Source organism: Sphingomonas sp. (genome assembly GCF_019242355.1).
Taxonomy (GTDB): domain Bacteria; phylum Pseudomonadota; class Alphaproteobacteria; order Sphingomonadales; family Sphingomonadaceae; genus Sphingomicrobium.
Genome location: NZ_JAFAVR010000263.1, coordinates 1 through 17,551, shown reverse-complemented (window position 1 = coordinate 17,551; position 17,551 = coordinate 1). Strand labels below are relative to the sequence as shown.

The following is a 17,551-nucleotide window of genomic DNA, read 5'->3' as shown; positions in this document are numbered from 1 at the left end:
AAGGCGTTCCACCAGCATTCGAACGAGCCGATGCAGTTCATCGTGGCGCGCGAAATCTACTCGCACCTGGAACGGATCGCGGATGCGTTCGAGGATGTCGCGAACGAGATCGACGGCATCGTCATCGACCATGCCTGACGCTGTCGCGGCGCGGAGGGGCGGCTGATGCACTCGCTGGCGCTCCCGCTGCTGGTCGGCCTGATTGCCGTCGCGCTGGCGTTCGACTTCCTCAACGGCCTGCACGATGCCGCCAATTCGATCGCGACTGTTGTTGCGACCAGGGTGATCAGCCCGGTCGGCGCGGTCGCATTTGCAGCCTTCTTCAACTTCTCCGCCTACTTCCTCGCACTGCAGTGGCCGAGCCTTCACAAGGTCGCGGATACGATCGGCAAGGGGCTGATCGACAAGGACCTCATCACGCCGGCGGTCGTGTTCGGGGCGCTGGTGGGTGCGATGTTCTGGAACGTCGTCACCTGGCTGAAGGGCATTCCCTCATCCTCGAGCCATGCCCTGGTTGGCGGGCTCGTCGGAGCGGGAGTCGCTCACGCGGGGCTTCACGGAGTCCAGTGGACCGGCCTCAACCTGACGCTTGTCGCCATCGTCCTGTCGCCGGTACTCGGCCTGGCGGTCACCATGGCCATCATGCTTCTGACCAGCTGGCTAGGGGTCCGCGCCAGTGCCCGGGGCGCCGAGCGGACGTTCCGCGGCCTGCACTTGCTGTCGGCCGGATCGCTGTCACTCAGCCACGGTCTCAACGACGCTCAGAAGACGATGGGGATCATCACCGTCCTCCTCTATTCGACCGGACACCTCCACGGAAAATTCGCCGTGCCGAACTGGGTCGCGCTGAGCTGCTACGCCGCGATGGGTATTGGCACGCTGACGGGCGGCTGGCGGATCATCGAGACGATGGGCACGCGAATCACCAAGCTCTCGCAGCACCAGGGCTTCTCGGCATCGCTAGGCGGGTCGATCATTCTGTTCAGCGCATCCTACATCGGCATCCCCGTATCGACGACGCACACGATCACCGGCTGCGTAATCGGCGCCGGTGCGGCGCGCCGGGCGTCGGCAGTGCGCTGGGGGATTGCGAAGGACGTGATGGTCGCGTGGATCATCACCATTCCCGCTTCGGCGACCGTCGGCGCTCTGTTCTACCTGTTCATTTCGCTCTGGTAGGCGGCCTGACAGGCTTTCGAGGCCCTTACCTGGCCAAAGCGGCCTTCAAGGCGTCGCGAACACCCTCGAGCAAATAGGGCTTCTGGAGCCGCGGCCAGTCCGCCCACTTCTCCGGCACCTGCCAGTCTGCGTAGCCGCTCGTCAGCACGAAAGGGAGCCGGCGCTCCCCCAGCTTGTCGCATAGGGGAAAGGCGCGCTCGCCGCGGATGTAGACGTCGATCAGCGCCGCATCGAATTCGCCGCTTTCAACCAACTCGCGAGCAACCGCCATGTTGGGCGCCGGCCCGATCACCGTGCAGCCAAGGTCGGTCAGGACACTTGTGACGAACGACGCGACGACCGGCGAGTCCTCGATGACGAGGATCCGGCGTCCTTCAAGATCGATCGATGGTTCGGTCATGGCCGGGCACGCTTAAGCACCCGGCCATGACAATCAATCACGCAGGTCAGTTGCGTGATTTAGCCTGCGCTGTTCCACCACATCCATTCGTCGGCATCGATCCGGCCGTTGTGGTTGCGGTCGATGCGAGACCAGGTGGTCGCGGACCAATATTCGTCGGGGCTCAGATAGCCGTCGCCGTTGGTGTCGAACGCGCTCCAGTAATTGGACCAGTAATCCGCGTTGTAGTTCGCGGCGGGATAGAAACCGCCGGCGCGATAGCAGGCCTGGAACTCGTCGCGGCTGACGCGACCGTCATGGTTCATGTCCCAGGCGCCGAACCCGCTGGTGTGGAACGTGTTCCACTCGTCGCCACTAATCCAGCCGTCGTGGTTGACGTCGATCGGCTGGGACGCGGCGCAGACCCCTTCGCTGGCCGCGACGGCGGCGACCGGGGCCGCCGGCGGCGTCATTTCGTCGGTGCAGGCGGATAGTCCGGCAGTGCCGGCAAGAAGGATCGGAAGAATAAGCGCTTTCATGGACGCCTCCTGTTCAAGCGCCCCGCCCGCATCCCCTCCTCGGGGGTTGCGCCAAGAACAGCAATCGGTCCCCAACGGTTCCTTGCCGCCGCTGCGGCCCTAGTGGACGAAGCGTGCGACGACGTCGCGATAGGATCTCGAGACCTTTACCTGCGCGCCGGAATCGAGGACCAGGAAGCATTCGCCGTTGGTGTGAGGCTTCACCTGGCGCACGAGGTCGAGGTTGACGATCGTCGAGCGGTGGACGCGCTGGAAGCGACGCGGATCGAGGCGCTTTTCCAAATCCTTCATCGTCTCGCGCAGGATGAGCGTATTGTCGCCGGTCTGGATGCACATGTAATCACCCGCGGCATCGATGCGCTCGATCGTGTCGACGTCGACCCGGAAAATCTGTCCCTGGTCCTTGATATTGATCATCTTCTCGTAGCGGTTCGACGCCGGTCCCTCGGGCGACGCGTCAGCGAGCTCTTCCGCTGCCTCCGGTGCGTGTTCGGCGAGCGCCTCCTTAAGCCGCTCGTTCTCCTCCACGCCGCGGCGCTCGGCCAGCCGCTGACGCACCCGGTCGAGGGTCTCGGCGAGCCGGTCCTCGTCGACAGGCTTCATCAGATAATCGACCGCCTGGGCGTCGAACGCGCGAAGGGCATGATCACCGTAAGCGGTGACGAAGACAAACAGGGGCGGCTCGACGTCCATCAGCCCCTGGATCACCGAGAAGCCGTCAAACCCGGGCATCTGGATGTCGAGAAAGACGAGGTCGGGCTTGTCCGTCTTGATCTGGCGGATCGCCTCCCGGCCGTTGGACGCGGTCGCAACTACCTCCACGTCGTCATGTGCCTGCAACCTCAGTTGAAGGCCCTGCGTCGCAAGGGGTTCGTCGTCGACCAAGATGGTCCGAATGCTCATCAGGACTTGTCTCCGCTCTCGTAGGGGATTTCGAGGATAACGCTGAAACCCCCGCGCTCGTTCTGCATGGTCTCGAATCGGTGCGCCGGGCCATAGGCCTGCGTCAGCCGGTCGCGGATGTTGGCGATGCCGACGCCGGTCGAGGGAGTGGCCGACATGGCTCCGGGATGATCGCCGCCGTTATCGGCGACCTCGATCCGCACCGCCTGGCCTTCGCGGCGGGCAGTGATCCAGATATCGGCACCGTTTTCGCTCGGCGTTACTGCATATTTGATCGCATTTTCGATCAGCGGCTGCAGAAGCAGCGATGGCAGTCGAGCGCCGATCGTCTCGGATTCGATGCGGAAGTGCGGGCGCAGCCGCTCCTCGAAGCGCATCTTCTCGATCTCCAGGTAGAGCTTCAAGGTCTCGACCTCCTGGGCGAGCGTGACGTTCGCCGTGGGCTCGTTGGCGAGCGTGTAGCGGAGGAAGGACGACAATCGCGCAAGCATCGCGTTGGCGCGCTCGGTCTGCTTGAGGAGCACCAGCGTGGAGATGGAGTTCAGCGTGTTGAACAGGAAGTGCGGGTTGAGCTGGTAGCGAAGCATTGCGAGCTGGGCGCTCGATGCCTGGCTTTCCAGCCGCTCCCGCTGGTCGATCTGCTCCTCCAGCAGGAGGAAATAGTTGATTCCGTAATAGAGAGCGGTCCAAGCGGTCAGCAGCACGAAATCGAGCAGCAGCGCGCCGAAATATTCGAAGCCGACGGGCTTCGCGCCGGGCTGCACGAAGGTCGCGTTGCTCCAGGTCTCGATCACGGAAAAGGCCGAGGAGGCGATGATCACCGCCGACAGCGACAGGATCAGCGTCCAGATCGGCTTCATCTTGATCAGCCGGCGATAAAGCGAGCCGAGCAGCAGGGTCAGGGAATAGCCGGTGGCCGTCAGCAGCAGGGTATGGACCAGCCACATCCAGCCGCGACTGTTGGCGAAGCCGGTGATGAGCCGGAGAACGAGATAGCCGCTCCACCCGATCGACTGGAGGATCCAGAAGGCGCGGTTCTTGTCGTCGAAGAACGGCTGGTCGAGGCCGATGCCACGAGCAATCGGCGCGGCCGGTGAGCGGATCGCCTCGACCTCGGGCGAACGCCGATGCCGAGCCGCTCGCCCGTCGATGATCGCGCTGTCGGTCGCCATCGCTGCGGATATAGAGGGGCCGCGCAGCCATTGCGAGACGGCAGCTTTGCCGGCTCGGCGACCGGGCCTATGGCTGCGGCGGCCGGAACTTTCGGAGAAGCGGTGAATGAGGTTGCCCACCCGTCTTGCCTGCCTGGGTGCGTTTGCCCTTTGTGGCTGCCATTCACACCAACCCGGCGCTGCACGGCAAGCTTCGGGCGCGGCGGTGGCGCCCATCCTCACCACTTCCGATGCAGTTGACGATCAGACGTACGCGCGGCCGCTGGAAGCGAGGGTCACGCACCTGACCCTCGATCTCGATGTCGACTTCGACACCCACCGGATCGGCGGAACGGCCGCGCTCGACATCCGGCATCGGCCCGGAGCGAAGGTCATCGTCCTTGACGACAATGGGCTGGAGATCGACGGCATCGCCGACCAGCACCGTAAAGCGCTCCCCTTCAAGGTCGGCGCTCGCGATCCGAAGCTGGGCTCGCCGCTCGCGGTGGCGCTACGGCCGGACACGAGCCGGATCGTCATCACCTACAAGAGCGCGCCCGACGCCGGAGCATTGCAGTGGCTGACGCCGCAACAGACCGCGGGCGGAAAGATGCCGTTCCTGCTCAGCCAGGGCGAGGCGATCGAGAACCGGAGCTGGATCCCGACGCAGGATTCCCCGGGCATCCGCCAGTCGTGGGAGGCGACCATCCGGGTTCCGGCCGGGATGACTGCGGTAATGAGCGCTCCGCGTCCGGAGCAGCCGATCACCGAAGGCGGCGAGGGCGTGTTCAACTTCCGGATGGACCATCCGGTGGCGTCTTACATGATCGCGCTCGCGGTCGGCGACATCGCGTTCCGGTCGCTCGGCCCGAGGACGGGCGTCTGGGCCGAGCCGGCGACCCTGCCGGCGGCAGCGGCGGAATTCTCGGACACCGAGAAGATGGTTTCGGCTGCCGAGAAGCTCTACGGTCCCTATCGCTGGGGCCGGTACGATGTGCTGGTGCTGCCGCCGTCCTTCCCGTTCGGCGGCATGGAAAATCCGAACATGACGTTCCTGACGCCGACGGTCATTGCGGGCGACAAGAGCCTGGTGAACGTCGTGGCTCACGAGCTCGCGCATAGCTGGTCGGGCAACCTCGCGACGAACGCGACATGGAACGACGGCTGGCTAAACGAGGGAATGGCGACGTATGCGGAGCGGCGGATCGTCGAGGCGCTTTACGGCGAGAAGCAGGCCGATGAGCAGATTGCCCTCGGCATCGACACGCTGAACGACGCGATTGCCGCCGCTCCTGCCGGAAGCCCGAATGCAACCCGGCTTCACACCAACCCCAAGGACAAGGGCGCCGACGATTCCGGCGAAATCGCCTATGAGAAGGGATCGGCTTTCCTTCGAACGATCGAGGCGATCGTCGGGCGGCCTGCGTTCGACGGTTGGCTGAAGGGCTATTTCAACCGTCACGCGTTCCAGCCGGTGACCTCGGCGATGTTCCTCGCCGATATCCGCCAAAATCTGGTGAAGGGCGATCCGGCCCTCGAGAACAAGCTGATGCTCGACCGCTGGGTGTACCAGTCAGGCATCCCGACCAACATGGCGCGGCCGCCCGCGGATACCTTCGCTGATCAGGACAAGGCGGTACGAGCCTTCGCGACCCGCTCCGCAGTCCCAGGGGGCTGGGGCAGCTGGACGACCGACGAGCGGTTACGCTTCCTCAACCGCCTGCCGCGCAAGCTCCCGACCAGCGCCCTCGATGCCCTCCAATCTTCCTTCAGGCTCAACGAAAGTCGCAATTCCGAAGTCCGGTTCGCTTGGCTCGATCTGGCGGTTGCCAATCGATATGACCCGGTGGTCCCCTCGCTCCAGCAGTTTCTGACGTCGCAGGGTCGCGGCAAGTTCGTCGAACCCTTGTTCAAGAGGCTTGCCGCGGACGCCGCTTGGGGCGCCCCGATCGCGCGCCGGACATACCCCCTCGCGAGGCGGCGTTATCACCCGGTGGTAACCCGCGCTCTCGACCCAATTTTTGTCGACAACCCGACACCGAAGGCGTCAAAAAACGGGTCGAAATAACGGTCGGCCTTAACTGCCCTTAAAGGGTCTTTGCCTAAGCCTTGCGCGACAGCGTGAATGGCGGGCGAATGTACGAAGCTCCTGATCGATACAAGCGTTTGATCTCTGCCCGCCTTCCGGGCGGCGAATCCGCGGGCCTCGCGGCAGGGGAGTCGTCGGACGAGAGTTCTCCGCTGCGCGATGTTCAGCTGATCTCGCGCGCTCATCTGGCGCCCTTCTTCGCGGCCGCCAACATCATTGCCGCTCTACTGATGGCCGAAGTGCTGTGGACAGCGGTTGGAAGCATCCTGTTGCTACCGTGGTTCCTTGCCGTCGCCGGCCTCAATCTCGGGGCGATGCAGCTGGCGCGGACACAGTCGATCACCTGCGTCGGCCGCTCCGGCCGGCGCGTGCCGCAATGGTTGATGGTCGGCGAGGTGGTCGCCCGCGCCGTCGCATGGCTGTGGCTGCCCCTCTACCTGTTCCACACGCTCGATCCCTCGAATCAGGTCATCGCGGCGTCGCTGATGGCGGGCCTCGGAATCGGCGCCCTCGGCCTCGTCGTCGTGCCGCCCTGCGCGACGGCCTGGATGATAAGCTTCACCTGCGGCGTGGTTGGCGCCTTGTTCATGGGCCGCCATACCGTCCCCTTCCAGCATATGCTGTCGATCGTCTTCACGATCGGGGTGGCGATCTTCGGCGTACTGACCGTCGCTCGCTGGGCGTTCCGGCAGATCAAGACCAACGCCGACGTCGGCAGCCAGAGCGAAAGCGCCAGCCTGCTGCTGCAGGAATACGAGCAGCGCGGCGTGGGCTGGCTGTGGGCCGTCGATTCGGAAAATCGCGTTACCTACATCAGCTCACGCATGAGCACCCTGCTTGGACGGCCGGCGGGCCAGCTGCTCGGCCATTCGCTTCCCGCACTTCTCGGCGGTCATGCCGAGCTCGGTCGAGTGCTCCTGGAGAAGCAGCCGTTCAACTCGCTCGACATGGAGCTTTCGACCGCGCGGGGCACCCGCTGGGTCTCGATGGCGGGCGACCCGATCATCGACACCGCTGGCCGGTTCGAGGGCTTTCGCGGCGTTGGCTCCGACATCACCGAGATTCGCCAGACGCAGGAGCGTCTCACCCACCTCGCCAACGTCGACGTCCTGTCCGGCCTTCCGAACCGCGGGCGGGTGCGCCAGCTGCTCGGCGAAGCGCTTCGCGGCGCGACCAGCGGTAATGTGCCCTGCGCGATCATGTTTCTCGACCTCGACGGCTTCAAGCCAGTCAACGACACCTTCGGCCACCCGAAGGGAGACGCAGTGCTGCGCGCGGTTGCCAAGCGCCTGGTCGACGAGGTCGGCGCGGACGGCCATGTCGGTCGGATGGGCGGCGACGAGTTCGCGATCGTCGTCACCGACGGCCAGAGCCGCCGCAAGGTCGAGCACCTTGCCGACCGGATCATCCAGGCGATCAAGGAACCCTATTTGATCGACCAGACCGAGATTCGCATCGGCGTGTCCGTCGGCTGCGCTTTCGGCCCGATCGACGGCGCCACGGTCGACGACCTGATCCTGAAGGCCGACCTTGCCCTCTACCAGGCGAAGGACGCCGGCCGCGGCTGCGCGCGCTATTTCTCGTCCGAGCTCCAGTCCGAGCAGGAGGACCGCGTCCGCCTCGAGACCGACCTTCGCCAGGCGATCGCGTCGAAGCAGTTCCACCTCGCCTTCCAGCCGCTGATCAACGCCAGGAACCAGAAGCTGATCGGCTTCGAGGCCCTGATCCGCTGGAACCATCCGAAGCGCGGCTTCGTGCCGCCGAACGTGTTCATTCCCGTCGCCGAGGAAAGTGGACTGATGACGGCGATCGGCGACTGGGTGATCGACGAAGCCTGCCGCGCCGCCGCCTCCTGGCCGGAGCCGATTACCGTCGCGCTCAACATCTCACCAAAGCAGATCGTCCAGCCGGCTCTGCCCAACACGGTGAGCGAGTCGCTTGCGCGCTACAAGCTGGCCGGCAACCGCATCGAGCTCGAAGTCACCGAAGGGGTGTTCCTGGGCGACCATGGCTCGACGCTCGACACCCTGAAGCGACTCCGCCAGCTCGGCGTCGGGATCGCGCTCGACGATTTCGGCACCGGCTATTCGTCGATCGGCTACCTGAACAAGGCCGTCTTCCATAAGCTGAAGATCGACGGCAGCTTCGTTCGCGAGGCGGGATCGCGGCCGGAGAATGTCGCGATCATCCAGTCGATCGTCCAGCTCGCCAAGAGCTTCCGCATGTCGGTGACCGCCGAGGGCGTCGAGACCGCCGAGGATTTCGAGAGAATGCGCGACCTCGGCTGCGACATCATCCAGGGCTATCTGTTCGGCAAGCCGCTCGCCTACGAGCGCGCTAACGAGATGGTGCTCGGCCTCGGCGCCAAGCGGATGGCCGGCTGAACCTCTCTCCGGCGAAGATCGGCCGCTGCCCGGGCGGCGATCAAGCGAGCGAGATCAGACCGGTCGCGGCAAGGGCTTCGAAGCGCCCGGCAAGGTCGCGATGGGACCGCGCGGCACGTTCGTCGGCGGCGCCGGCGGCTGCGGCCCGCTCCTGGGCGGCGCGCCTGCGGCAATAATCGCTATCGGTTTCGAGCGGCCTCATGAGCATTGCCATAGGCCCGTCAAGGACCGTCGCCACTAAACAAGATTAGGTCAGTTGCGCGTCAGAATATAATAGCGCGCAACGCGATATTCGGCCGGCGAGATGCGGCCGTCGCGATTCACGTCGGCAAGCTTGCGGAACGCCGCCCCGGCAGCCGCGGCCTCGGTCGGCGACAAGGCGATGTCGCCATCGGCGTCGAAATAGCGGAGCGCCCAGTTCATCAGCACCCAGTCGCGCTGGAACACCAGCATGGCAGCGCGGCCCTGCTCGGCGGTCGGGCCCCGTGGCGGCGACGCCGCCGCAACCGAGTCTGTCAGCGGGGCTGCGATCATCAACAGTCCGAGAAGGCCTGGCAGCATCATCAGCTTCTCCCTCGTGCGCCCCCGACCCTCAGCCGACCGGCCCAAGCGCCCCGCGCACGGCCTTCGCAAGCGCATCGGCGCGGAACGGCTTGGCGAGGAGCGGCGAATCGGGCGCGACCCGCTTGACCGCCTCGGTCTCGCTATAGCCTGAAACGAACAGGATCGGCTGCCGCGGGTTGCCGGCGAGGATCCGGCTTGCGACTTCCGCTCCCGAGAGCCCGGGCATGATGAAGTCGAGGACCACGAGATCCGGCGCTTCGCGGGCGATCTCCTCGAGCCCGCGCTCGCCGTCGGCAGCCTCGCTGACCTTGAATCCCTGCTCCTCGAGGCTCGCGACAATGAAGCCGCGAACGTCGGGATCGTCGTCGATCACCAGCACCGAGCCCGCGCGGCGGTCCTGATCGGCTTCAGGCGCATCGGCAACGCTCCCCGCAGTCTCGCCGGCGCCGTCCGCGAGCGCCTGCCGGAAATACAGCTTTACGGACGTGCCTTCGCCCGGCGCGCTCTCGATCCGGGCCGTGCCGCCCGATTGCCGGGCCATGCCATAGACCATCGACAGGCCGAGGCCGGTGCCCTTGCCGACGTCCTTGGTGGTGAAGAACGGCTCGAATGCCCGCTCCAAGATTTCGGCCGGCATGCCGACCCCGGTGTCGCTGATGCACAGCTCGATATATTTGCCGCGCTCGAGCTCGGGGTCGCTTTCGACCTGCACTGCCCTGCTGACGAAACGGAGCACGCCCCCATCAGGCATCGCGTCGCGCGCGTTGATCGCGAGGTTGAGAACCGCGACCTCGAGCTGGGTCGGGTCGGCCATCACCGGCATCATTTCGTGATCGAGGTCGAACTCCTTGGTGATTCCGGGCCCCAGCACGTTGCGGAGCAAGGGCCGCATGTTCTGGATGATCGGCGCCACGTGGGTCGGTCGCACCTCAAGCCGCTGAACCCGGCTGAAGGCGAGCAGCTGGCCGGTCAGCCGGGCGCCGCGGTCGGCGGCGGCAAGGGCGTTCTCGGCATAGCGCTTGACCCTGTCGTCCTCGGCCCGCTTGGCGATGATGTCGAGGCCGCCGACGACCACAGTCAGCAGGTTGTTGAAGTCGTGCGCAATGCCGCCCGTGAGCTGGCCGAGCGCCTCCATTTTCTGGCTCTGGCGAAGCTGCTCCTGAGCAGCCTTGAGGTCGGTGACGTCGCGTGCCTCGAATAGCAGGTAAAGCACGTCGTCGTCGGGACCGCGGACCGGCTGCACCGAGATGTCGATATGCGCCGTCGCAACCCCGTCGCGGTCCAGCCGCACCTGCTCGGTGAAGATCTTGCCCGCAGCCGCGGTCCGCACCGCCCGCTTCATCAGCCGGACGTGCTCGGGATAGAGGGCGAACGTCGGGCCCTCCCAGATCTTCCGGCCGACCGCCTCGCGAGTCGAAGCGGCCCGCCACGGCGCTGCCTTGCTGTTCAGCTCGATCACCGTGCCCTCGAGATCCATCAGGACCAGCACTTCGAGGACGGTATCGAAGACAGCGCGAAAGCGGGCCTCGCTCATCGCCAGCTCGCCGGTCCGCTCGCCGACCTGCCGCCGGAGTTCGATCTCCGCCTCCTTGGCGACCGTAATGTCGGTGGCGACGCCGATGAAGCCGCTCAGCTGCCGGTCGGCGCCGAAGCGCGGTTGCGAGACGCTGCGCAGCCAGCGGTATTCGCCGTCATGCCGAAGGTAGCGCCCCTCCAGCGTGAACGGCCGCAGCGATGCCTCCCCCGCTAGGCTCTCGGCGGCGATTCGGTCGAGGTCCTCGGGATGAATTCGGGCGCGCCAGTCGATGGACTGCGCCTTGTCGCGCTTGCCGCCCGGGCCGGAGACGAAGTCGACATAACTGTCGTTGACGAAGTCGCGGACGCGGTCGAGGCGAGTCACCCACATCAATGCCGGCGCGGAGTTGGCGATCCGGCGGAAGCGCTCCTCGCTTTCGCGCAGGGCTCGTTCGACGGCGCGCTGTTCCGTGACGTCGGTGACGAGCACGATCAGCCCGCGCACTTCGCCGCTTGGGTCGGCCCAGGGGACGTAGTCGGTCTGGACCGCGACCAATCCGCGGCTCGGATGGCTGAGCTCGCTTGCGAAGAACTTCCGCTCGCCGTCCAGGGCTGCTTCCAGCAGGGGCTTGCGCTGGGCGAATGCCTCGTCGCCGAGCATCTCGCTCATCGTTCGGCCGACGATCTGCCGCCGGGGGAGTTCGAACCACTCGGCGAGCGGGCGGTTGACGAATCGATAGACGCAGTTGCGATCGACATAGCCGATCATGACCGGCAGCAGGTCGGCGATCGCAAGCATCGCCTCGATATCCAGGGTGCCTCCGCCCATCGCGGTGACCAGCGGTTCGTGATCGAGCGTTTCGCGAGCGTCGGCGGCGCGCAACGACGTCTCCGGCTGTGACTGCGCTCCCCGCGCGCTTTGACCCCCATGACGCGACATCAGCACTGACGAATAAGCGCAAATTCGCAAGAGTCGAATACGCAAGTTAGTCCGGGTGGGGTCTTCCGGCGCTCCCCACGCGTTTGCGGCGCGGGAGGCGGGTTGCTAAGGGCGCTGGCATCCCATCTCCGGCTCAGACGAACCGCTCGAACGACAGCGAAGGACCACCATGATTCCGACCGGCCAGGACAGCCTCAAGACCCGTTCGACACTCCAGGTCGGAGACAAGAGCTTCGCTTATTATTCGCTGCCCAAGGCGGCCGAGACACTCGGCGACGTGTCGCGCCTGCCCTTTTCCATGAAGGTGCTGCTGGAGAACCTACTGCGCTTCGAGGACGGCGAAACCGTCACTCGCGACGACCTCCAGGCGATGGCCGACTGGCTCAAGGAACGGAAGATCGCTCGCGAGATCCAGTATCGCCCGGCGCGCGTTCTGATGCAGGACTTCACCGGCGTGCCCGCCGTCGTCGACCTCGCCGCGATGCGGGATGCGATGACAAGCCTCGGCGGCGACCCGCAGAAGATCAATCCGCTGGTGCCGGTACATCTTGTCATCGACCACAGCGTCATGGTCGACGAATTCGGCAATCCGCAGGCGTTCGGCAGGAACGTCGAGCTGGAATATGCTCGCAATGGAGAGCGCTACCAGTTCCTCAAGTGGGGCAGTCAGGCGTTCGACAATTTTAAGGTCGTGCCGCCGGGCACCGGCATCTGCCACCAGGTCAACCTCGAGCATATCGCGCAGAGCGTGTGGACCGCCGACGACCAGAACGGCGAGACGATCGCCTATCCCGACACTTTGGTCGGCACCGACAGCCACACGACGATGGTCAACGGGCTCGGCGTGCTCGGCTGGGGCGTCGGCGGCATCGAGGCCGAGGCCGCGATGCTCGGCCAGCCGGTCAGCATGCTGATCCCCGAAGTCGTCGGCTTCCGCCTCGACGGCGAGCTCAAGGAAGGCATCACGGCGACCGACCTGGTGCTGACCGTGACCCAAATGCTCCGGCAGAAGGGTGTCGTCGGCCGCTTCGTCGAGTTCTACGGTCCCGGCCTCGACGCACTGACGCTCGCCGACCGCGCGACGATCGCGAACATGGCCCCCGAATATGGCGCGACCTGCGGCTTCTTCCCGATCGACCAGCGGACCATAGACTATCTCGAGCTGACCGGCCGCGACGCCGACCGCATCGCGCTGGTTCGCGCTTACGCCCAGGCGCAGGGCCTGTGGCGCGATTCCGCCACCGCCGAACCCGAGTTCACCGATACGCTGGAACTCGACATGAGCTCGATCCAGCCGTCGCTCGCCGGCCCGAAGCGCCCGCAGGACCGCGTGCTGCTGACCGACGTCGACGACCAGTTCAATCGCGACCTGCGTGAGACGTATCGCAAGGGTGACGAGCCGCGCTGCCCGGTCGAGGGCGAGCAGTTCGACTTCGGCAACGGCGACGTCGCCATCGCCGCGATCACGAGCTGCACCAACACGTCGAACCCATCGGTTCTGATCGCCGCCGGCCTGGTTGCCCGAAAGGCGCGCGAGAAGGGACTGACCAGCAAGCCCTGGGTGAAGACCAGCCTCGCCCCCGGAAGCCAGGTGGTTACCGATTACCTCAACGAAAGCGGCCTCAGCGAGGACTTGAACGCCCTCGGCTTCGACCTGGTCGGCTATGGCTGCACCACCTGCATCGGCAATTCCGGGCCGCTCCCTGAGCCGATCAGCAAGGCGATCAACGAGAACGACCTCGTCGCCGTCAGTGTCCTCTCGGGCAATCGCAACTTCGAAGGCAGGGTCTCGCCCGATTGCCGCGCCAATTACCTCGCTTCGCCTCCGCTGGTCGTCGCATTCGCGCTCAAGGGCACGGTGCGAAGCGATATCGTCAGCGAGCCGATCGGGACTTCCAGCAACGGCGAACAAGTCTTCCTCAAGGACATCTGGCCGTCGAACGAGGAAGTCCGCGCACTCATCGACCAGCATGTGCACTCGGAGATGTTCCGCCGCCGCTATGCCGACGTGTTCCACGGCGATGAGCGCTGGCGGGCGATCGATGTCACCGGAGGCGCGACCTACAGCTGGCCGGCGCAGTCCACCTACATCCAGAACCCGCCCTATTTCACCGGCATGACGATGACAGCGACGCCCCCGGGCGATGTCGTCGACGCTCGCGCGCTGGCCGTGTTCGGCGATTCAATCACGACCGACCACATCTCGCCGGCAGGGGCGATCAAGCCGGACAGCCCGGCCGGCCGCTACCTTCTGGAGCACAACGTCCCGCGGGCCGAGTTCAACAGCTACGGCGCCCGCCGCGGTAATCATGAAGTGATGATGCGCGGCACCTTCGCGAATATCCGCATCCGCAACCGGATGCTCGACAATGTCGAGGGCGGCTTTACCCGTTACTCGGGCCACGGCGCGCCGGGCGGCGAGGTCATGCCGATCTACGACGCGGCCATGGCCTACAAGCATGACGGGACGCCGCTGATCGTCCTCGCCGGCAAGGAATATGGCACCGGCAGCTCGCGCGACTGGGCGGCCAAGGGCACGGTGCTGCTCGGCGTCCGCACCGTCATCGCCGAAAGCTTCGAGCGTATCCATCGCTCCAATCTCGTCGGCATGGGCGTGCTTCCGCTTCAATTCCAGGAGGGCGAGAACGCCGCCAGCCTGGGCCTGAACGGAAGCGAGCGCTTCACGATCACGGGCGTGGGAGACATCAAGCCGCGCCAGGACGTCGAGGTGCAGGTCACCCGCGCCGACGGATCAACCGCGGCCTTCACCGCCCGCTGCCGCATCGACACGTTCAACGAGCTCGAATATTTCCGCTCGGGCGGCATCCTCCAGTACGTGCTGAGGCGGCTCGCCGCGGCGTGAGCGCGACGCGGATTGCCGTCGAAGCGGCGGGCTGGGGCGGCGCGGTCCTGATCCTGCTGGCCTATCTGCTGCTGTCTGCGGGCAAGATGAACGGGCAGTCACGGGTCTATCAGGCCATGAACGTCCTCGGCGCGGCCGGCTTCGCGCTCAACGGCTGGTGGCATGGCGCACTTCCCTCGGCGGTGCTCAACGTGCTCTGGATGGGAATCGGGATCATCGCCCTATGGAAAATCACGCAGCGCGCCGGCTCATCGACCTGAGCCACGTCATCACCGACGGAATGGTGACCTACAAGGGCCTGCCCGGGCCGCACATCTGCGACTTCATCTCACGCGAGCAGTCGGCCGCGAATTATGACGACGGCTCGACCTTTCAGATCGGCAGGATCGACATGGTCGCCAACACCGGCACCTATGTCGATGTGCCATCCCACCGCTTCGCCGACGGCGAGGACTTGAGCGAGATCGGGATCGAGACGCTTGCCGATCTTCCCGCCATCGTCTTCCGCCAGCCGTTCGAGACGCGCCTGGCCGTGGACGCGTCGGCGTTCGAGGGCCGCGATGTTCGGGGCAAGGCCGTGCTGATCGCTACCGGCTGGGACCGGCATTGGGGGAGGCGATGCTTATTACCACGATCATCCATTCCTCGGCACCGACGCCGCCGAACTTCTCGTCGCGCGGGGGGCAGCCCTGGTTGGAATCGACAGCCACAATATCGATGACACGCGGGTGCGGACGCGGCCGGCGCACACGGCGCTGCTGCGCGCCGGAATCCCGATCTGCGAGCACATGACCAACCTCGGCGCTTTGCCCGATGGCGATTTCCGCTTCACGGCAGCTCCGCCCAAGGTGAAGGGCATGGGGACCTTCCCGGTCCGCGCCTATGCGCTGATCAATGCCTGAAGCCAGCCGGGGACGATCGCGCCGCCAAGGTCGTCGACACGGCGATGCTCGACGGAAAGACCAAGCTCGGGATAGGCAACGCGGGTGCGCGGGCCTGGCATGTCGGATTCGACCACCACAAGCCGCCGGTTAACCTTCTGCCGCCAGTTCATGCGGGCGGTGTTCTCCTGGCCGACGAAGCAACCTTTGGTGAAGCTGACGCCGCCGAGCTCCGCCGCATTGCATTCGAGCCAGAGTATGTCGCCAAGCTCTGTGCGGCCTTCGCAGACTCCGAGCCGGAGCCTGTGCTCCAGCCAGCCGGTGGCTGGCTCGCTCGCCGAGCCCAGCCACCGCGAGCCGAGTTCCGGCAGGCGTGGGTCCGGGGTCTTGCCACCCGGCGACCAATGCACGGCAAGCAAGTCGTCGCGTTCGATCCGGATCGCGCGCCGCAACCGATAGATCGACAGGCGCTTCACCAGGTCGGCGGCGGCGCCCGCCTCGCAATCGAGCAGCAAGTCATCGCCCTCGCCCCAGATCATGAAGTCGGACAGGCACTTGCCCTGCGGCGTCAGGAGCGCGGCCCACACCGGCAGCGGTCCCATGACGTCATTCGTGACCAGGCCCTGCAGGAAGCCGCGGACGTCCTCTCCGGACAGGCGGATGAGTGTTCGATCGGTCAGGGTGGTTGCCGGCATGGCGATCAGTTAGGGAGCCGCCGTGGCAATTGAAACACTGACCATCCGGCGGCCCGACGACTGGCACGTCCATCTGCGCGACGGCGAGATGCTAAGGTGGGTCGCTCCCTATACGGCGCGCCAGTTCGCCCGCGCGATCGTGATGCCGAACCTGACGCCGCCGGTAACGTCATCCGCCCTCGTCTCCTCCTATCGCGAGCGCATCGTTGAGGCCGCGGGGCCGGGCTTTACGCCGCTGATGACCTGCTACCTGACGGACGAGGCCGAGCCCGACGAATTGGCTCACGGCTTCGAGGAAGGGATCTGGGTCGCGGCCAAGCTCTATCCGGCGGGCGCCACGACCAACAGCGCCAGCGGCGTGACCGACGTCGCCAACATCTATCCGGCGCTGGAGCGGATGCAGCGGATCGGCATGGTGCTGTGCGTGCATGGCGAGGTGACCGACCCCGCCGTCGACGTCTTCGACCGCGAGGCGGTGTTCATCGATCGGGTGCTAAGCCCGCTGACGCGCGATTTCCCGGAGCTCAGGGTCGTACTGGAGCACATCACGACGCGAGATGCCGCGGAATTCGTGCGTGACAGCGGCCCGAACCTTGCCGCCACGGTGACGCCGCAACATCTGGTCATCAACCGCAATGCCTTGTTCGCGGGGGGATTGCGTCCGCACGCTTATTGTCTCCCGGTCGCCAAGCGCGAGGAGCACCGACTGGCCGTCAGGGCGGCGGCGACCTCAGGCTCGCCCAAATTCTTCCTCGGTACCGACAGCGCCCCCCATGAGCGTCATTCCAAGGAGTCGGCGTGCGGTTGCGCGGGCATTTTCAACGCGCCGTACGCGCTCGAGGTCTATGCGCAGGTGTTCGAAGAGCACGGCGCTCTCGACCGGTTCGAAGCCTTCGCGAGCCTTAATGGCCCTGCCTTCTACCGGCTGCCGCCGAACGAGGCGACGGTGACGCTGGAACGGCGCGACGTGACGGTCCCCGAAGAGGTCGGCGGCCTGGTGCCCTTCCGCGCCGGCGAAACCCTGCGCTGGAGCCTCCGGGCCTAAGATCAGCGCGCGGTCCCGCGGCCGCCGCTCCCGATCACCGCGGCGAAATGCTCCTCGATCACGTGATAGCATTCGCATGAGCGATGCTTGAGCCCGGCGCGATCGAGGACTCGAACGATGCCGCGGCCGGTGGCGATCAGTCTTGCGGCCGCAAGCTCGGCTACCACCGCATTGATCGTGGTCCGCTGCACCCCGAGCAGCCCCGCAAAGGCCTCCTGAGTCAGCTCGATGCGGTCGCCGGCGCGATCCTGCGCAAGCAGCAGCCAGCGCGCCGCGCGCTGCGAGATGCTGTGGAAGGCGTTGCAGGCGACGTTCTGCATGGTCTGGGCAAGGAGATAGTCGGAGTAGCGGCAGAAGAGGTTCTTGATGTGGCCTGAGCGGCCCTTCGCCTCTTCAAGCGCCGCCATCGGCACCCGAAGCGCGG

At 65.7% G+C, this 17,551-nt stretch carries 18 protein-coding genes; 9 read left to right on the top strand and 9 right to left on the bottom strand.

Annotated features, from left to right (window positions below; genetic code table 11):
• Both JOZ79_RS12605 and JOZ79_RS12600 read left to right on the top strand, forming a co-directional pair.
• Positions 1-138 (top strand): DUF47 family protein (locus JOZ79_RS12605; protein ID WP_294074740.1); only part of this gene is annotated, 138 nt, incomplete at its 5' end.
• A 27-nt stretch (positions 139-165) separates the two neighbouring features.
• Entirely contained in the window at positions 166-1,179 is a 1,014-nt protein-coding gene (locus JOZ79_RS12600; protein WP_294074737.1) for an inorganic phosphate transporter, read from the top strand.
• A gap of 25 nt (positions 1,180-1,204) precedes the next feature.
• On the opposite strand, the gene JOZ79_RS12595 is transcribed toward JOZ79_RS12600, so the two are convergent.
• From JOZ79_RS12595 to JOZ79_RS12580, 4 genes are all read right to left on the bottom strand, one after another.
• A complete protein-coding gene (locus JOZ79_RS12595; protein WP_294074734.1) occupies positions 1,205-1,579 on the bottom strand; it encodes a response regulator in 375 nt (124 codons plus the stop codon).
• A 59-nt stretch (positions 1,580-1,638) separates the two neighbouring features.
• Positions 1,639-2,097 (bottom strand): EF-hand domain-containing protein, encoded by a 459-nt coding sequence (locus JOZ79_RS12590; RefSeq protein WP_294074732.1) that lies wholly within the window; start codon positions 2,095-2,097, stop codon positions 1,639-1,641.
• A 99-nt stretch (positions 2,098-2,196) separates the two neighbouring features.
• Complete coding sequence (locus JOZ79_RS12585; RefSeq protein WP_294074730.1) at positions 2,197-3,000, bottom strand: LytTR family DNA-binding domain-containing protein; 804 nt, start codon at positions 2,998-3,000, stop codon at positions 2,197-2,199.
• Positions 3,000-4,172, bottom strand: a complete 1,173-nt coding sequence (locus JOZ79_RS12580) for a histidine kinase (RefSeq protein WP_294074728.1) — start codon at positions 4,170-4,172, stop codon at positions 3,000-3,002. Before JOZ79_RS12580 ends, JOZ79_RS12585 begins: the two co-directional genes overlap by 1 nt.
• Before the next feature lie 205 nt (positions 4,173-4,377).
• Here JOZ79_RS12580 and JOZ79_RS12575 point away from each other — a divergent pair, with 205 nt between their 5' ends.
• Both JOZ79_RS12575 and JOZ79_RS12570 read left to right on the top strand, forming a co-directional pair.
• Complete coding sequence (locus JOZ79_RS12575) at positions 4,378-6,219, top strand: M1 family metallopeptidase (RefSeq protein ID WP_294074725.1); 1,842 nt, start codon at positions 4,378-4,380, stop codon at positions 6,217-6,219.
• A gap of 68 nt (positions 6,220-6,287) precedes the next feature.
• Positions 6,288-8,624 carry a GGDEF and EAL domain-containing protein gene (locus JOZ79_RS12570; RefSeq protein WP_294074722.1) on the top strand — a complete coding sequence of 779 codons (2,337 nt, stop codon included), beginning with the start codon at positions 6,288-6,290 and terminating at the stop codon, positions 8,622-8,624.
• 40 nt (positions 8,625-8,664) lie between these two features.
• Here JOZ79_RS12570 and JOZ79_RS12565 read toward each other — a convergent pair whose 3' ends face one another.
• Genes JOZ79_RS12565 through JOZ79_RS12555 form a run of 3 tightly spaced genes read right to left on the bottom strand, consistent with a single transcriptional unit; the run spans position 8,665 to position 11,586 of the window.
• Entirely contained in the window at positions 8,665-8,826 is a 162-nt protein-coding gene (locus JOZ79_RS12565; protein WP_294074718.1) for a hypothetical protein, read from the bottom strand.
• A 50-nt stretch (positions 8,827-8,876) separates the two neighbouring features.
• A complete protein-coding gene (locus JOZ79_RS12560; protein WP_294074715.1) occupies positions 8,877-9,188 on the bottom strand; it encodes a hypothetical protein in 312 nt (103 codons plus the stop codon).
• A 28-nt stretch (positions 9,189-9,216) separates the two neighbouring features.
• A complete protein-coding gene (locus tag JOZ79_RS12555; RefSeq protein ID WP_294074712.1) occupies positions 9,217-11,586 on the bottom strand; it encodes a PAS domain S-box protein in 2,370 nt (789 codons plus the stop codon).
• Positions 11,587-11,812: 226 nt separating this feature from the next.
• Between JOZ79_RS12555 and acnA the strand changes: the two genes are divergently transcribed.
• Genes acnA through JOZ79_RS12535 form a run of 4 tightly spaced genes read left to right on the top strand, consistent with a single transcriptional unit; the run spans position 11,813 to position 15,408 of the window.
• The gene (gene acnA, locus JOZ79_RS12550; protein ID WP_294074709.1) at positions 11,813-14,506 is read left to right on the top strand and encodes an aconitate hydratase AcnA; all 2,694 of its coding nucleotides are present in this window, start codon (positions 11,813-11,815) and stop codon (positions 14,504-14,506) included.
• Positions 14,503-14,766 (top strand): hypothetical protein, encoded by a 264-nt coding sequence (locus JOZ79_RS12545; protein ID WP_294074706.1) that lies wholly within the window; start codon positions 14,503-14,505, stop codon positions 14,764-14,766. Before acnA ends, JOZ79_RS12545 begins: the two co-directional genes overlap by 4 nt.
• A complete protein-coding gene (locus tag JOZ79_RS12540) occupies positions 14,730-15,227 on the top strand; it encodes a cyclase family protein (RefSeq protein ID WP_294074703.1) in 498 nt (165 codons plus the stop codon). The genes JOZ79_RS12545 and JOZ79_RS12540 overlap by 37 nt, the downstream gene beginning before the upstream one ends.
• A 7-nt stretch (positions 15,228-15,234) precedes the next feature.
• Entirely contained in the window at positions 15,235-15,408 is a 174-nt protein-coding gene (locus JOZ79_RS12535) for a hypothetical protein (RefSeq protein WP_294074700.1), read from the top strand.
• Here JOZ79_RS12535 and JOZ79_RS12530 read toward each other — a convergent pair.
• Positions 15,387-16,082 carry a folate-binding protein gene (locus JOZ79_RS12530; protein WP_294074698.1) on the bottom strand — a complete coding sequence of 232 codons (696 nt, stop codon included), beginning with the start codon at positions 16,080-16,082 and terminating at the stop codon, positions 15,387-15,389. The genes JOZ79_RS12535 and JOZ79_RS12530 overlap by 22 nt on opposite strands.
• 22 nt (positions 16,083-16,104) lie before the next feature.
• Here JOZ79_RS12530 and pyrC point away from each other — a divergent pair, with 22 nt between their 5' ends.
• Positions 16,105-17,127: a dihydroorotase gene (pyrC, locus tag JOZ79_RS12525; RefSeq protein ID WP_294074695.1), complete on the top strand. Its 1,023-nt coding sequence runs from the start codon at positions 16,105-16,107 to the stop codon at positions 17,125-17,127.
• 2 nt (positions 17,128-17,129) lie between these two features.
• Here the strand turns inward: pyrC and JOZ79_RS12520 are convergent.
• On the bottom strand, positions 17,130-17,551 hold a 422-nt coding region (locus JOZ79_RS12520), incomplete at its 5' end, for a helix-turn-helix domain-containing protein (RefSeq protein ID WP_294074692.1).

Excerpts from the sequence above, each read along its gene's own strand:
- JOZ79_RS12600 (WP_294074737.1), top strand. The coding sequence starts at position 166 with ATGCACTCGCTGGCGCTCCCGCTGCTGGTCGGCCTGATTGCCGTCGCG.
- JOZ79_RS12540 (WP_294074703.1), top strand. The coding sequence starts at position 14,730 with ATGGAAAATCACGCAGCGCGCCGGCTCATCGACCTGAGCCACGTCATC.
- JOZ79_RS12595 (WP_294074734.1), bottom strand. The coding sequence starts at position 1,579 with ATGACCGAACCATCGATCGATCTTGAAGGACGCCGGATCCTCGTCATC.
- JOZ79_RS12590 (WP_294074732.1), bottom strand. The coding sequence starts at position 2,097 with ATGAAAGCGCTTATTCTTCCGATCCTTCTTGCCGGCACTGCCGGACTA.
- JOZ79_RS12560 (WP_294074715.1), bottom strand. The coding sequence starts at position 9,188 with ATGATGCTGCCAGGCCTTCTCGGACTGTTGATGATCGCAGCCCCGCTG.
- acnA (WP_294074709.1), top strand. The coding sequence starts at position 11,813 with ATGATTCCGACCGGCCAGGACAGCCTCAAGACCCGTTCGACACTCCAG.
- JOZ79_RS12585 (WP_294074730.1), bottom strand. The coding sequence starts at position 3,000 with ATGAGCATTCGGACCATCTTGGTCGACGACGAACCCCTTGCGACGCAG.
- JOZ79_RS12530 (WP_294074698.1), bottom strand. The coding sequence starts at position 16,082 with ATGCCGGCAACCACCCTGACCGATCGAACACTCATCCGCCTGTCCGGA.
- JOZ79_RS12565 (WP_294074718.1), bottom strand. The coding sequence starts at position 8,826 with ATGAGGCCGCTCGAAACCGATAGCGATTATTGCCGCAGGCGCGCCGCC.
- JOZ79_RS12580 (WP_294074728.1), bottom strand. The coding sequence starts at position 4,172 with ATGGCGACCGACAGCGCGATCATCGACGGGCGAGCGGCTCGGCATCGG.
- JOZ79_RS12570 (WP_294074722.1), top strand. The coding sequence starts at position 6,288 with ATGTACGAAGCTCCTGATCGATACAAGCGTTTGATCTCTGCCCGCCTT.